The sequence below is a fragment of the Actinomadura nitritigenes genome (assembly GCF_017573545.1).
GTDB lineage: Bacteria > Actinomycetota > Actinomycetes > Streptosporangiales > Streptosporangiaceae > Spirillospora > Spirillospora nitritigenes.
Map to the genome: position 1 here is coordinate 205,140 of NZ_JAGEOK010000006.1, position 13,350 is coordinate 218,489.

11 protein-coding genes are annotated in these 13,350 nt (G+C 76.8%); 9 read left to right on the forward strand and 2 right to left on the reverse strand.

What is annotated here, in order from left to right; all coding sequences use genetic code 11:
- Positions 1-2 precede the first annotated feature (2 nt).
- The 9 genes from J4557_RS10870 to J4557_RS10910 are packed head-to-tail and all read left to right on the forward strand — an operon-like array spanning position 3 to position 9,714.
- On the forward strand, positions 3-962 hold the full coding sequence (locus J4557_RS10870) for an ABC transporter permease (protein WP_208266358.1): 960 nt from the start codon (positions 3-5) through the stop codon (positions 960-962).
- Complete coding sequence (locus J4557_RS10875) at positions 959-1,867, forward strand: ABC transporter permease (RefSeq protein ID WP_208266359.1); 909 nt, start codon at positions 959-961, stop codon at positions 1,865-1,867. Before J4557_RS10870 ends, J4557_RS10875 begins: the two co-directional genes overlap by 4 nt.
- Entirely contained in the window at positions 1,864-3,531 is a 1,668-nt protein-coding gene (locus tag J4557_RS10880; RefSeq protein WP_208266360.1) for a dipeptide ABC transporter ATP-binding protein, read from the forward strand. Before J4557_RS10875 ends, J4557_RS10880 begins: the two co-directional genes overlap by 4 nt.
- Positions 3,528-4,373: a DUF1684 domain-containing protein gene (locus J4557_RS10885; RefSeq protein WP_208266361.1), complete on the forward strand. Its 846-nt coding sequence runs from the start codon at positions 3,528-3,530 to the stop codon at positions 4,371-4,373. The genes J4557_RS10880 and J4557_RS10885 overlap by 4 nt, the downstream gene beginning before the upstream one ends.
- Entirely contained in the window at positions 4,370-4,897 is a 528-nt protein-coding gene (locus tag J4557_RS10890) for an NADPH-dependent FMN reductase (RefSeq protein ID WP_208266362.1), read from the forward strand. Before J4557_RS10885 ends, J4557_RS10890 begins: the two co-directional genes overlap by 4 nt.
- Positions 4,897-6,258 (forward strand): NtaA/DmoA family FMN-dependent monooxygenase, encoded by a 1,362-nt coding sequence (locus tag J4557_RS10895; RefSeq protein WP_208266363.1) that lies wholly within the window; start codon positions 4,897-4,899, stop codon positions 6,256-6,258. The genes J4557_RS10890 and J4557_RS10895 overlap by 1 nt, the downstream gene beginning before the upstream one ends.
- Positions 6,255-7,451, forward strand: a complete 1,197-nt coding sequence (locus tag J4557_RS10900; protein WP_208266364.1) for an LLM class flavin-dependent oxidoreductase — start codon at positions 6,255-6,257, stop codon at positions 7,449-7,451. The genes J4557_RS10895 and J4557_RS10900 overlap by 4 nt, the downstream gene beginning before the upstream one ends.
- Entirely contained in the window at positions 7,448-8,563 is a 1,116-nt protein-coding gene (locus tag J4557_RS10905; protein ID WP_208266365.1) for an LLM class flavin-dependent oxidoreductase, read from the forward strand. The genes J4557_RS10900 and J4557_RS10905 overlap by 4 nt, the downstream gene beginning before the upstream one ends.
- On the forward strand, positions 8,560-9,714 hold the full coding sequence (locus J4557_RS10910) for an LLM class flavin-dependent oxidoreductase (RefSeq protein WP_208266366.1): 1,155 nt from the start codon (positions 8,560-8,562) through the stop codon (positions 9,712-9,714). The genes J4557_RS10905 and J4557_RS10910 overlap by 4 nt, the downstream gene beginning before the upstream one ends.
- Before the next feature lie 15 nt (positions 9,715-9,729).
- On the opposite strand, the gene J4557_RS51615 is transcribed toward J4557_RS10910, so the two are convergent.
- Together J4557_RS51615 and J4557_RS10920 are read right to left on the reverse strand one after the other, a co-directional pair.
- Positions 9,730-11,463, reverse strand: a complete 1,734-nt coding sequence (locus J4557_RS51615) for an ATP-binding cassette domain-containing protein (RefSeq protein WP_208266367.1) — start codon at positions 11,461-11,463, stop codon at positions 9,730-9,732.
- Positions 11,460-13,286, reverse strand: coding sequence for an ATP-binding cassette domain-containing protein (locus J4557_RS10920; RefSeq protein WP_307799634.1), 1,827 nt, complete (start codon positions 13,284-13,286; stop codon positions 11,460-11,462). The genes J4557_RS51615 and J4557_RS10920 overlap by 4 nt, the downstream gene beginning before the upstream one ends.
- Between the last annotated feature and the right edge of the window lie 64 nt (positions 13,287-13,350).

A 13,350-nucleotide genomic window follows, 5' to 3' on the forward strand; every position in this document is an offset into this window, starting at 1 on the left:
AGATGCGACGCTACGCGGCCGTGCGCCTCGCCCAGGCGGCCGGTGTGCTGTGGGCGGCCTACACGGTGTCGTTCCTCGTCCTCGACCTGCTGCCCGGCGACCCCGTCTCGGCGATGGCCGGGGCGGGCGCCGACCAGGCGGGCGTCGACCCCGCGCGGATCGCGCGGCTGAGGGCCGAGTACGGCTTCGACGAGCCGGTCCCCGTGCAGTACGTCCACCACCTCGGCCGCGCGCTGCGCGGCGACTTCGGCGACTCGGTGTCCAGCGGGCGGCCGGTGACGTCCGTCATCGGCGACGCGCTGCCGTCCACCCTCCAGCTAGTGGCCGCGGCCCTCGCGCTCGCCGTGCTGTTCGGCGGCGGGCTCGCGCTCGCGGCCACCTACACCTCGCGGCGATGGCTGCGGCAGCTGCTGCTCTCGCTGCCGCCGCTCGGGGTGTCGGTCCCGACGTTCTGGGCCGGGCTGATGCTCGTCGAGATCTTCTCGTTCCGGGCGCGGCTGCTCCCGGCGTTCGGGAACGGCGGGCCGCGCGGGCTGATCCTGCCCGCCGTCACCCTGGCGATCCCCACCGGCGCCGTCGTGGCGCAGGTACTCGCCAAGAGCCTGCTCGGCACGCTCGACGAGCCGTACGTCCAGACCGCCCGCGCCAAGGGCGCCGGACGGCCCCGGATCCACCTGCGGCACGCGCTGCGCAACGCGTCGCTGCCCGCGCTGACGGTCGTCGGCGTCCTCGCCGGGCAGCTCATGGCCAACTCCGTGGTGATCGAGACGGTGTTCTCCCGCAACGGCCTCGGCCGGGTCACCGCCGGCGCGGTCACCGCCCAGGACATCCCGCTCGTGCAGGGCGTCGTGGTGTTCGGGTCGCTGGTCTTCGTCCTGGTCAACCTGATCGTCGACCTCGCCTACCCGCTGCTGGACCCGCGGATCTCCGCCGCGGGCGGCCGGCGCTGGAGCCCCGCATGAGCAGCACCCTCGACGCCCTCGGCGTCCTCGACGTCCCGGAGCGGCCCGGCGTGCCCGAGCCGCCGCCGCGCCGCCGCGCCGGGACCGCCCGCACCGTCCGGTTCCTCCTGCGCCGGCCGGGGCTCGTCCTGTCCGTCCTCATGCTCGCGGCGGTGGTGCTGGCGTCGTTCTGGCCCGGCCTGCTCACCTCGCGGGACCCGCTGACCGGCGTGCCGGCGCAGGCGTTCCGGGCGCCCGGCGCGGCGCACTGGTTCGGCACCGACGAGCTGGGCCGCGACCTGTACGCGCGGGTCGTGCACGGCGCGGCGCTGTCGCTCAAGGCGACGCTCATCGCGGTCGCGGTGTCGTTCGCCGCGGGCGGGCTGCTCGGCCTGATCGCCGGGTTCGTGGGCCGCTGGATCGACGACGCGCTGATGCGGTGCGCCGACGTGCTGCTGTCGATCCCCGCGCTGTTCCTGTCGCTCGCGCTGGTCACCGCGCTCGGCTACGGGACGGTGAAGGTCGCGGTCGCCGTCGGCGCCGCCGGCGTCGCGACGTTCGCGCGGGTGATGCGGTCGGAGGTGCTGCGGGTCCGGCAGGCCGTGTTCGTGGAGGCGGCCCGGTCCTGCGGGACGCGCTGGTACGCGGTCCTCGGCCGGCACGTCCTGCCGAACGCGATCGGGCCGGTGCTGGTGCTCGCGACGCTCGACTTCGGCACGGCGGTGCTCGCGGTGTCGTCGCTGAGCTTCCTCGGCTACGGCGCGGCGCCGCCCGCGCCGGAGTGGGGGACGCTGATCTCCGACGGCCGCAACTACCTCGCGAACGCCTGGTGGATGACGGCGCTGCCGGGCCTGACGATCGCCGCGACCGTGCTCGCCACGAACCGGATCGCGCGGGCGCTCGACGGCGAGTGGGGGCGGCGGTGACCGCCGCGCAGGACGCCGCGCTCCTGGAGGTGGCGGGCCTGTCCGTCTCGTACCTGACCAGGGCGGGCCGGGTGGAGGCCGTGCGCGGCGCCGACCTGGACGTCCGGCCGGGGGAGATCGTCGCGCTCGTGGGGGAGTCGGGCTCGGGGAAGAGCACCACCGCGCACGCGGTGCTGCGGCTGCTCGCGCCGAACGCCTCCCTCGACGCGGGGGCCGTCCGGTTCGCGGGACGCGACCTGGCGGCGCTGTCCGAGCGGGAGCTGCGCACCGTCCGCGGCGCCCGGATCGGGCTCGTCCCGCAGGACCCGGGCGTCGCGCTGAACCCGGTGAAGCGGATCGGCGAGCAGGTCGCGGAGGTGCTGCGGCTGCACGGGCTCGCCACCCGCCGCACGGCGCCGGCGGCGGCGGTCGAGGCGCTGGAGCGCGCCGGGATGCCGGAGCCGGCGGTGCGGGCGCGGCAGTACCCGCACGAGCTGTCCGGCGGCATGCGGCAGCGCGCGCTGATCGCCGTCGCGATCGCCGCCGGTCCGCAGCTGATCGTCGCGGACGAGCCGACCAGCGCCCTCGACGTCACCGTCCAGCGCCGCATCCTCGACCACCTCCAGCACCTCACCGAGGAGCTCGGCACCGCCGTGCTGCTCGTCACCCACGACCTCGGCGTGGCCGCGGACCGGGCCGCGCGGATCGCCGTCATGTCGCAGGGCCGCGTCGTCGAGTCGGGCCCGGCGCGGCGGATCATCGAGGACCCGCAGGACGCCTACACGCGCCGGCTGCTGCGCAGCGCGCCGAGCCTCACCGCCGTCCGCGCGCGCCCCCGGCCCGCCGCACTCGAGGAGCCGGGTGAGCCCGACGAGGTACTCGTCACCGCGGAGCACCTCGTCAAGGACTTCCCGCTGCCGCGCGGCCGGACCGTCCGCGCCGTCGACGACGTCGGCCTCACCCTGCACCGGGGCCGGACGCTCGCGCTGGTCGGCGAGTCGGGCTCGGGCAAGTCGACGACGGCCCGGCTGATCCTGCGGCTCGTCCCGCCGACGTCCGGCCGGATCGTGTTCGACGGCGAGGACGTCACCGCCGCGGGCGGGGCGCGGCTGCGGCGGCTGCGGCGCCGTGCCCAGCTCGTCTACCAGAACCCGTACGCCTCGCTCGACCCGCGGTTCTCGATCGGCGATGTGATCACCGAGCCGCTGCGGGCGTTCCGCGTCGGGGACCGGGCCTCCCGCACGGCCCGCGCCCGCGAGCTGCTCGACCGGGTCGCGCTGCCGGCCGCGACGCTGGAGCGCCGCCCCGCCGAGCTGTCGGGCGGGCAGCGGCAGCGGGTCGCGATCGCCCGCGCGCTGGCCCTCGAACCCGACCTCGTGGTGTGCGACGAGCCCGTCTCGGCGCTGGACGTGTCGGTCCAGGCGCAGGTGCTCGACCTGCTCGCCGAGCTGCAGGACGGCACGGGCCTGGCGTACCTGTTCATCTCCCACGACCTCGCGGTCGTCCGGCAGATCGCGCACCGGGTCGCGGTCATGCAGGCCGGACGGGTCGTCGAGACCGGATCGACCGGCGCCGTCTTCGGCGACCCGGCCCACGAGTACACCCGCGAACTGCTCGCCGCCATACCCGGCGGGGACGGGCGCATCGGCGCCGCAGGCGCACGGCTGTTGGAGGAGCGGACATGACCGTACAGACCACGACGACCACCGGCGCCGCGGAGGCGTTCGCCGAGGAGTGGCGCGGCTGGCACGCCGCGCAGGAGGCGCTGCTCGCCGACCCGCACGGCTTCCTCGCGATCACCGGGCTGCACTTCCTGGACGCGGAGCCGCGCCGCCTCCCCGGCGCGCCGGGCGCCTGGAGCACCGGCCCCGAAGGGGTGACCGTCGTCCTCGGCGACGGCGAGGAGCTGCTCGTGGACGGCGAGACCGTGCGCGGCGAGCACCGGTTCGGCGTGCTGCCCGAGCGCGGCGGCGTCACCGCGTTCTGGGGGGACGCGGCGATCGAGGTGGCCAAGCGTGGCGGGAACGACCTCGTCCGGCCCCGGCACCCGGACCATCCGCTGCGCACCGCGTTCCGCGGCACCCCCGCCTTCCCGCCCGACCCGCGATGGGCGGTGACCGGCCGCTACGTCCCGTTCGACGCGCCGCGCCCGACCACCGTCGGCGCCGCCGTCGAGGGGCTCCAGCACGTCTACGACGCGCCGGGCAGGATCGAGTTCGAGCTGGACGGGCGGTCGCTCGCGCTCACCGCGTTCAACGGCAAGGGGCCCGGCGAGCTGCTCGTCCTGTTCACCGACGCGACGTCCGGCGTCACCACCTACGCCGCGAACCGCGCGCTGTCCGTCGCGGCGCCCGCCGCCGACGGGACCGTGACGCTCGACTTCAACCGGGCGCACAACCTGCCGTGCGCGTACACCGAGTTCGCGACCTGCCCGCTGCCGCCCGCCGAGAACCGGCTGCCCGTCGCGGTGGAGGTGGGCGAGAAGATCCCCTACGAGCGCGGCGCGGGGCAGGGGGCGCGGTCGTGAGCGTCCTGGTCCTGGTGGGGAACCCGCGTCCGAAGTCCCGGACGCTGCAGATCGCGCTCCAGGCCGCCGAGGCGGTCGCCGGACGCGTCGGGCACGCCGGGGAACCGGACGTCGTCGACCTCTCGGCCCTCGCGTCCGGGCTGCTCGACGCGGCGCCGCCGCCCGAGGTGAAGGACGCGCTCGACCGGGTCGCCCGAGCGGACGTCCTGGTCGTCGCGAGCCCGACCTACAAGGCCGCCTACACCGGCCTGCTGAAGGTGTTCCTCGACCGGCTGCCCGGCGGCGCGCTGGCGTCGACGGTCGCGCTTCCGCTGCTGGTGATGGGCGACCCGAAGCACTCGCTCGCCGTGGAGGTGCACCTGCGGCCGCTCCTGGTCGAGCTGGGCGCGACCGTCCCGACCCCCGGCCTGGCGTTCCTGGAGGCGCAGGTGCCGGACGCCGCCGAGGTGCTCGGCGCGTGGGCGGACCTCGTCGCCCCGCAGGTGTCCGCGGCGCTCGCGCACACGACCGCGGGAGCCCGCTGATGCCGGTCAAGCAGATCCACCTGGCGGCCCACTTCCCGGGCGTCAACAACACCACCGTCTGGACCGACCCCCGGTCGGCCAGCCAGATCGACTTCGGGTCGTTCGTCCACCTCGCCGAGACCGCCGAACGCGGCAGGTTCGACTTCTTCTTCCTCGCCGAGGGCCTGCGGCTGCGCGAGATGAAGGGGCGCATCCACGACCTGGACGTGGCGGGGCGGCCCGAGTCGCTGACCGTCCTGTCGGCGCTGTCGGCCGTCACCACCCGGCTCGGCCTCGCCGCCACCGTCAACTCCACCTTCAACGAGCCCTACGAGGTGGCGCGCCGGCTCGCCACCGTCGACCACCTCAGCGGCGGCCGCGCCGCCTGGAACGTCGTGACGAGCTGGGACGCGTTCACCGGCGAGAACTTCCGGCGCGGCGGCTTCCTCGCCGAGGCCGACCGCTACACCCGCGCCGCCGAGTTCCTGCACACCGTCCGCGAGCTGTGGGACTCCTGGGCGGACGGCGACCTGGTCGCCGACCCGGCGGCGGGGGAGTTCGCCCGCCCCGGCGCCGGCGCGTTCGCGCACCGCGGCCCGCAGTTCGACATCGCCGGCCGGTTCAACGTGCCGCGCCCGCCGCAGGGCCACCCGGTGATCATCCAGGCGGGCGACTCGTTCGAGGGCCGCGAGTTCGCCGCCGCCGACGCCGACGTCATCTTCAGCCGGCACGGCACCCTGGAGGACGGCCGGGCCTTCTACAAGGACGTCAAGAGCCGCCTCCCCCGGTACGGGCGCCACCCCGACGACCTGAAGATCATGCCGGCGGTCACCTACGTGCTCGGCGACACCGAGGAGGACGCGGCCGAACGCGCCGCCGAGATCCGCCGCGCGCAGGTCTCCCCGCAGAACGCCATCGCGTTCCTGGAGGGCTACTGGGGGCGGGACCTGTCGGCCTACGACCCCGACGGCCCGCTCCCCGACATCGAACCCGACCTCGGCCAGGGCGTCTCGAAGGGCCGCGCGCAGTTCCGCGGCGACCGCGGCGAGACCGTCCGCCGGTGGCGGGAGCTGGCCGCCGAGCGCGGCCTCAGCATCCGCGAGCTGGTCATCGAGGCCACCGCGCGGCAGACGTTCGTCGGCACGGCCCGCACGGTCGCCGACCGGATCGACGAGTTCGTGCAGACCGGCGCCGCCGACGGCTTCGTGTTCGTCCCGCACCTGACCCCGGGCGGCCTCGACGACCTGGTGGACCACGTCGTCCCCCTGCTGCAGGAGAAGGGCGTGTTCCGCACCGACTACACCGGGCCCACGCTGCGCGACCACCTCGGTCTCCGGGCCCCGCGCGTCCACTCGACCCGAACCGGAAGGGAGGCGTCATGACCGGCCTGCACCTGTCCGCCGCGCTCACCGACGCGGGCTGGCATCCGGCGGCCTGGCGCGACCCCGCCGCGCGCCCCGGCGCGCTGTTCACCGCCCGCTACTGGGCGGACCTGGCCGCCGAGGCCGAGCGCGGGCTGCTCGACTTCGTCACCATCGAAGACTCCCTCGGCCTCCAGTCGGCCGGCCCGACCGCGCCCGACGACCGGACCGACCAGGTCAGGGGCCGGCTCGACGCGGTGCTGGTGGCGGCGAGCCTCGCGCCCGCCACGTCGCGGATCGGGCTCGTCCCGACGACGATCACCACGCACACCGAGCCGTTCCACGTGTCCATCGGCATCGCGTCGCTGGACTACGCGAGCCGGGGGCGCGCGGGCTGGCGGCCGCAGGTCGCGGGCGCGCGGCTCTCCGACGCCGACCACTTCGGCCGCCGCGCGTTCCCCGAGTTCGACCTGCCCTGGTTCGCGACCCCGGACGGGGCGGCGTTCAGCGCCGAGCTGTTCGGGGAGGCCGCCGACTTCGTCGAGGTGGTGCGGCGCCTGTGGGACAGCTGGGAGGACGGCGCGGAGATCCGCGACGCCGCGACCGGCCGCTTCCTGGACCGCGACAAGTTGCACTACATCGACTTCGAGGGCGCCCACTTCAGCGTCCGCGGCCCCTCCATCACCCCGCGCCCGCCGCAGGGCCAGCCGCTCGTCACCTCCCTCGCGCACGACGTCGGCCCCTACGAGTTCGCCGCGCGCGGCGCCGACGTCGTCTACGTCACGCCGCACTCGCGGCCCGACGCCGTCACCATCGTCGCCCAGGTCCGCGAGGCGGAACGGACGGTCGGCCGGGCCGGCGAGCCCCTCAAGGTCTTCGCCGACCTGGTCGTGTTCCTCGACGAGGCGCCCGGCGCGGCGTCCGCCCGCAAGGCCCGCCTGGACGGGCTGGACGGCGCCGCCCTCGCCTCCGATGCCGAGATCTTCGCCGGCACCCCCGGCGAACTGGCCGACCTGCTGCTCGACTGGCGCGACGCGGGCCTCGACGGTTTCCGGCTGCGGCCCGCCGTCCTCCCGCTCGACCTGGAGGGGATCACTCGGGGACTCGTCCCGGTCCTGCAAGGGCGCGGCGCGTTCCGGACCGCCTACGACGCCGCGACGCTGCGCGGCCACCTCGGCCTGTCCCGTCCCGCCAACCGGTACGCGACCGCATGAAGTTCCTCGCGATCACCCTCATCGTGCACGCGCCCGACCCCCGCACGGGCGCGCTGAAGCCCGTCACCGAACGGCTCCGCGACGTCGTCGAGCACGCCGTCCTCGCCGAGCGGCTCGGCTTCGACGGCTTCGGCGTCGGCGAACGGCACGAGCGGCCGTTCCTGTCCTCGTCGCCGCCCGTCGTGCTCGGCCACATCGCCGCCCGGACCTCGGCGATCCGGCTGTTCACGGCCGTCACCACGCTCAGCCTCCTCGACCCCGTCCGCGCCTACGAGGACTACGCCACGCTGGACCACCTGTCCGGCGGGCGCCTCGAACTGATCATCGGCAAGGGCAACGGCACCGCGCAGGCCGCGCTGTTCGACGTCACCGCCGAGGACCAGTGGGACCGCAACCGCGAGGGCTACGAGCTGTTCCGCCGGCTGTGGCGGGAGGACGCCGTCACCTGGTGGGGCCGGCACCGCCCGCCGCTGGACCACGCCGAGGTGCTGCCCCGGCCGCTCCAGCGCCCCGTCCGCGTCTGGCACGGCAGCGCCACCAGCAAGGAGTCGGTCGAGCTGGCCGCCCGCCACGGCGACCCGCTGTTCTCCGCGAACGTCACCAACCCCGTCGAGCCGTACGCCGAGCTGGTCGCGCACTACCGGGAGCGGTGGGCGCACCACGGCCACGACCCCGCCGACGCCCTGGTCGGAGCCGGGACGGCCGGGCTGTACGTAGCCCCGAGGTCCCAGGACGCCGTCGAGGTGTACCGGCCGGTGTTCGAGGCGCGGCAGGCGCTGTTCCGCCGCACCGGCGTCACGCCCGTCTTCGACTCCGTCGAGGACGCCGTCGAGCGCGGCTCCGCGCTCATCGGCAGCCCCCAGCAGGTCATCGACAAGGTCCACCGCTACCACGACCGGCTCGGGCACGAGGTCATGCACGTCCAGGCCGACCCCGACGGGCTCCCCGAGGACCTGCACCGCGCGTCGCTGGAGCTGTTCCAGAGCGACGTCGCGCCCGTCCTGCGCAGGGAGATCCCGAGCCGGCCGTTCCCGCCCGTCCCCGCCCCGCCCGCCGCGACTCTGCCCGCTCCGACCCCGACCGCCCCGACCGCCGCAGGGAGCCGCCCGTGACCCCCCTCTCCGTCCTCGACCTCGCGCCCGTCCCCGCCGGCGGCACCGCGCGCGACGCGCTCCGCAACACCCTCGACCTGGCGCGCCGTACCGAGGCCGCCGGCTACCGCCGCTACTGGCTCGCCGAGCACCACCTCGCGCCGGGCGTCGCCAGCGCCGCGCCGCAGGTCCTCATCGAGGCGGTCGCGGCGGCCACGTCCCGGATCCGCGTCGGCTCCGGCGCGGTGCAGACCGGGCACTGGACGCCGCTGTCCATCGTCGAGCAGTTCGGCACGATCGACGCGCTGCACCCCGGCCGCGTCGACCTCGGGCTCGGCCGCTCGGGGCAGCGCCGCGCCGAGGCCGCCGCCCGGCCCGCACCGCCCCCCGCGCCCGCCCGCGAGGCCGAGGTGGTGGACGGGCTGCTCATCCCCGCGCCGTTCGACTTCACCCGGCTCGCCGCGTCCGCCGCGTTCGGGCTGCACGGCGCGCTGCTCCAGCAGCCGGGCGCCGAGTCCCCCGGCTTCGCCGGCGTCGTCGACGACATCGCCGCGCTCCTCGCCGGCACCTACGCCCGGGACGGCCAGGAGGCCCACGCCACCCCCGGCGAGGGCGCCGGCCTCGCCCTGTGGATCCTCGGCAGCAGCGGCGGCGAGAGCGCCCGCGTCGCGGGCGAGCGCGGGCTGCCGTTCGCGGCGAACTACCACGTCAGCCCGTCCAACGTGCTGGAGGCCGTCGAGGCGTACCGGTCCGCGTTCCGGCCGTCGGACGTGCTGGACGAGCCGTACGTCATCGTGTCCGCCGACGCGGTGGTGGCGCCGACCGACGAGCAGGCCCGGGAGCTGGCGTCGCCGTACGCGCTGTGGGTGCACAGCATCCGGTCGCGGCTCGCCGCGATCCCGTTCCCCACCCCGGCGCAGGCGGCCGCGCACGAGTGGCGGCCGGAGGACCTCGACCTGGTCGCGGACCGCGTCGACACCCAGTTCGCCGGGGCGCCCGGCACGGTCGTGGACGGCCTCGCGACCCTCCAGCGCGTCACCGGCGCCGACGAGCTGCTCATCACGACGATCACCCACGACCACGCCGACCGCGTCCGCTCCTATGAGCTGCTCGCCGCGGCCTGGGACCGCGCGGCGTCCCGGGTGACCGTCCCGCGCCAGGCTCGCCGATGACGGCGCCCCGCGCCGTCAGGTCCGCCAGTGGCCCACCAGTTCGGCGTAGAGGGGGCTGAGGGCGAGCAGGGTCTCGTGCGTGCCGAGCTGCGGGGCCGAGCCGTCCAGCAGCAGGACGCGCTGGGCCCGCTGGGCGGAGCTGATGCGGTGCGCGATGACGATCAGCGTGCCGCCGCGCGCGGCCAGCGCCCGCTCGGCGCGGGCCTCGGCGGCGGGGTGCAGGTGGCAGGTCGCCTCGTCGAGGATCGTCACCGGCGCCGCGGACAGGTACGCGCGGGCGAGGGTGACGAGCTGGCGTTCCCCCTGCGACAGCGAACCGCCGCCGGGCGGGACGGCGGCGTCGTAGCCGCCGAGCCGCTCCACCGTGCCGGCCAGGTCGATGGCGTCCACGGCCTCGTCGATGTCGGCGGTGGCGGCGTCCGGGCGCAGGTACGTGAGGTTCTCCCGCAGCGTCCCGGCGAACACGTAGCTCTCCTGCGGGATGAGCACGACGGCCGACCGGAGCTGCGCCTCGTCCAGGTCGGGCAGCGGCACCTTGCCGAGCGTGACGCCGCCCCGCTGGGGCCGGACGAGGCCGGCGAGGACGTCGGCGAGCGTCGACTTGCCCGTCCCGCTCGGCCCGACCACGGCGAGGTGCGTGCCCTCCGGGACGTGCAGGGACAGGTCGGCGAGGACCGGCGCGGCCTCGGCCGAGTACGCGAACGTCACGTGCTCGGCCTCCAGGTCGTAGGACGTGGCGGTGACCGGCGCCGCGACCCGGGGCGCACGAAGCGGTTCCGCGCAGACCTCGGCGAGCCTGCCGAGCACCACGGCCAGGCTGAGCAGCAGCGTCCCGCCGGCGTCGACCAGCAGCACCATCGCCGGCTGGAGCCCGGTGACCAGGTAGCTCACCCCGCCCGCCACCTGGCCGGTGGTGAGCCGGTGCTCCTCGACGAGCCGCGGCGACAGGGCGAGCAGCGCCAGCAGCGGCAGGTGCACCCCGAGCGCCAGCACGGGCAGCCGGACGAGCCGCGACCGGGCGAACGCCCGCAGCGCCCCGGCCTGCGCGTCGACCGCCTCCCCGACGGTCCGCGCGGCGCGCGGCTCGGCCGCGCACGCCACCACGTCCCGGGCGCCCTGGACGATCTCGGTCGCCGCCTCGCCGATGCGCTCGGCGTCCCGCACGACGGTGCGGTAGCGGCGGACCTGGACGCCGAGCAGCGCACCGAACAGCGCCAGCGCGAGCGTCACGGACACGGCGGCGGTGAGGGCGGGCAGCGGCGCGAGCAGGGTCAGCCCGAGCAGCGCGGCGATGCCGGCCGCGAGCATCTGCCGGACGTTGCGCAGCGCCGTCCCCAGCAGCGCCCGGACGGCCTCCGCCTGCTCGGTGACCTGCGAGATCCCGGCACCGGCGCCCCCGGACGCGGACGCGGGGCCGGTAACCCGGTCGATCGTGCGGCGCAGCGCGCCGGTGACGACCGCGCCGACGAGGGAGTCGCGGAGGGGCTCGACGGTGGCGGCGAGCCAGGGGTAGATCCGCCGCGTGCCGAGCGCGCCGACCGCCTGGAGGACGGCGAGGGCGGCCAGCCAGCCGAGCCCGGTGAGCGGGCGCCGGGCGAGGAAGCCGTCATCGATGGCGCGGGCGAGCAGCAGGCCGGACGCGAACGCGGGCAGGCTCTCGACCGCCGACCACAGGGCCAGGCGCCGCATCGCGGGCCACTGCCCGCGCAGGTGGCGGTGGAGCAGCCGGGCGGCGGGCGCGGCCGTCACCGGGCGGGCCCCGGTGCGGCGGCGAACGGCGCCGGGGCGCCGGGCGGCTCGCCGGGCCCGGCGGCGAACACGGCCCGGTACCGCGGGTCGGCCCACAGCTCGCCGTGGGGCGCGAGCGCCCGGATCCGGCCCGCGTCGAGCCAGGCGACGAGGTCCGCGCGGGCCGCCGTCGCGGGACGGCGCGCCACCACCAGGCTGGTGCGTCCCGCGAGGACCTCCCGCAGCGCCCGCGTCACCCGCATCTCCGTCGCGGTGTCGAGGCTGCTCGTGGCGTCGTCGAGGACGAGCAGCCGCGCGTCCGCCAGCGCCGCGCGGGCCAGCCCGAGCCGCTGGAGCTCCCCGCCGGACATCGGCGCCTCGGCGAGCGGGGTGTCGTACCCGGCGGGCAGCGCCCGGACGAACCCGTCGGCCGCCGCGGTCCGCGCGGCCCGGCGCACCTCGGCGCGGGTGGCGCCGGGTCGCGCGTACGCGATCATGTCGTGGACGGTCGCGCCGAGGAGCGCGGGACGCTCGAAGGCGTACGCGACGGCGCGCCGCAGCTCGGGGAGCGCGACGTCCGCGACGTCCACGCCGTCGAGCTCGACGCGGCCCTCGTCCGGGTCGGCGAGCCGCGCGATCGTCGCCACCAGCACGCTCTTGCCCGCCCCGGACGTCCCGACGACCGCGACGGCGGTCCGCGGCGGCACCGCGAGGTCGAGGCGGTCGAGCACCGTCCGGCCGCCGGCCCGGACGGTGACCCCGCGCAGCCGCAGCGCGCCGGGGCCGTCCGGCAGCGGGACGGGCCGCGCCGGCGGCCGGACGGCCGGGCCGGCGTCGAGGATCTCCGCGACGCGCCCGGCGGCGACCTCGCAGTTCAGCAGCGCGACGAAGGTGTCGAAGAGCGCCGCCGCGCCGACCGCCATGGACGTGTACGACGCGGCGGCCACGAGCTCGCCCGCCGTGACGTCGCCGGTCGCGAGGCGGACCCCGGCGGCGCCGACCACCGTGATCTGCAGCAGCGGCGCGAGCAGCGAGAGCCGCCAGCCCACCTGCCCCTGCGCGTCCCAGGTCAGGCGCCCGGCCGCGCCGAGCAGCGGCAGCGGCCGCAGGATCCGCCGGACCTCGCGGGCGGTGGTGCCGGAGGCCCGGATGGTGCGGGCGCCCTGCCGGGCGTCGAGCAGCCGCGTGCCGATCTCCGCCTGGTGGCGCTGGTAGTCGGCGAACGGCGCGCCCGCCTTGGCGGCGAACATCCGCAGCGCGAGGACGGCCGGGGGCGTCCCGAGGGCGAAGACCAGCGCGAGGGTCCAGTCGATGAGGCCGAGGGCGACGACCGCGCCGGCCGTGGTCGCCAGCACCGCCGCGCCGGACAGCAGCAGCGTCGGGAACGCCGCCGGGCCGCCCGCGCTCTCGGTGAGGCGGGACAGCACGTCCCCGGCGGGGAAGCGGCGCCGTCCGGGCACGCCGAGTTCCAGGACCCGCCCGACGAGGCGGTGCCGGAGCCACGCGGTGATGCGGCTGCCGCAGTAGGTGCCGGCCAGCTCCTCGGCGGCGTCGGCGAGCGCGGCGGTGAGGAGGACGGCGGCGAGGCCGGCGACGGCGGCGCCGAGGCCCCGGCCGGAGCGGACCGCGTCGATCGCCCGGCCGAGCATGACCGGGGTCGCGAGCATCGCCGCGACGCGGACGGCCGTGGCGGCCGCCAGCAGGCCGAGCGGCCCGCGGAAGCGGCGCGCCGCCGCGCGCAGCAGCCGCCTCCCGTCCCGGCGCAGCGCGGCGGGCGCGGCGGGCGCTCCGGCGAGGAGCGGCGGACCGTCGCCCGTGGCGGGCTCTGGCTCGGGATCGGGCACGCTCGTCGGCTCCGTTCGCGTTCGGCGGCCGTCGGGTTACAGTGGAAAGTGGGTCCGGTCACGG

Coding starts and splice junctions, on each gene's coding strand:
- J4557_RS10900 (WP_208266364.1), top strand. CDS start 6,255: ATGACCGGCCTGCACCTGTCCGCCGCGCTCACCGACGCGGGCTGGCAT.
- J4557_RS10905 (WP_208266365.1), top strand. CDS start 7,448: ATGAAGTTCCTCGCGATCACCCTCATCGTGCACGCGCCCGACCCCCGC.
- J4557_RS10875 (WP_208266359.1), top strand. CDS start 959: ATGAGCAGCACCCTCGACGCCCTCGGCGTCCTCGACGTCCCGGAGCGG.
- J4557_RS10895 (WP_208266363.1), top strand. CDS start 4,897: ATGCCGGTCAAGCAGATCCACCTGGCGGCCCACTTCCCGGGCGTCAAC.
- J4557_RS10885 (WP_208266361.1), top strand. CDS start 3,528: ATGACCGTACAGACCACGACGACCACCGGCGCCGCGGAGGCGTTCGCC.
- J4557_RS10870 (WP_208266358.1), top strand. CDS start 3: ATGCGACGCTACGCGGCCGTGCGCCTCGCCCAGGCGGCCGGTGTGCTG.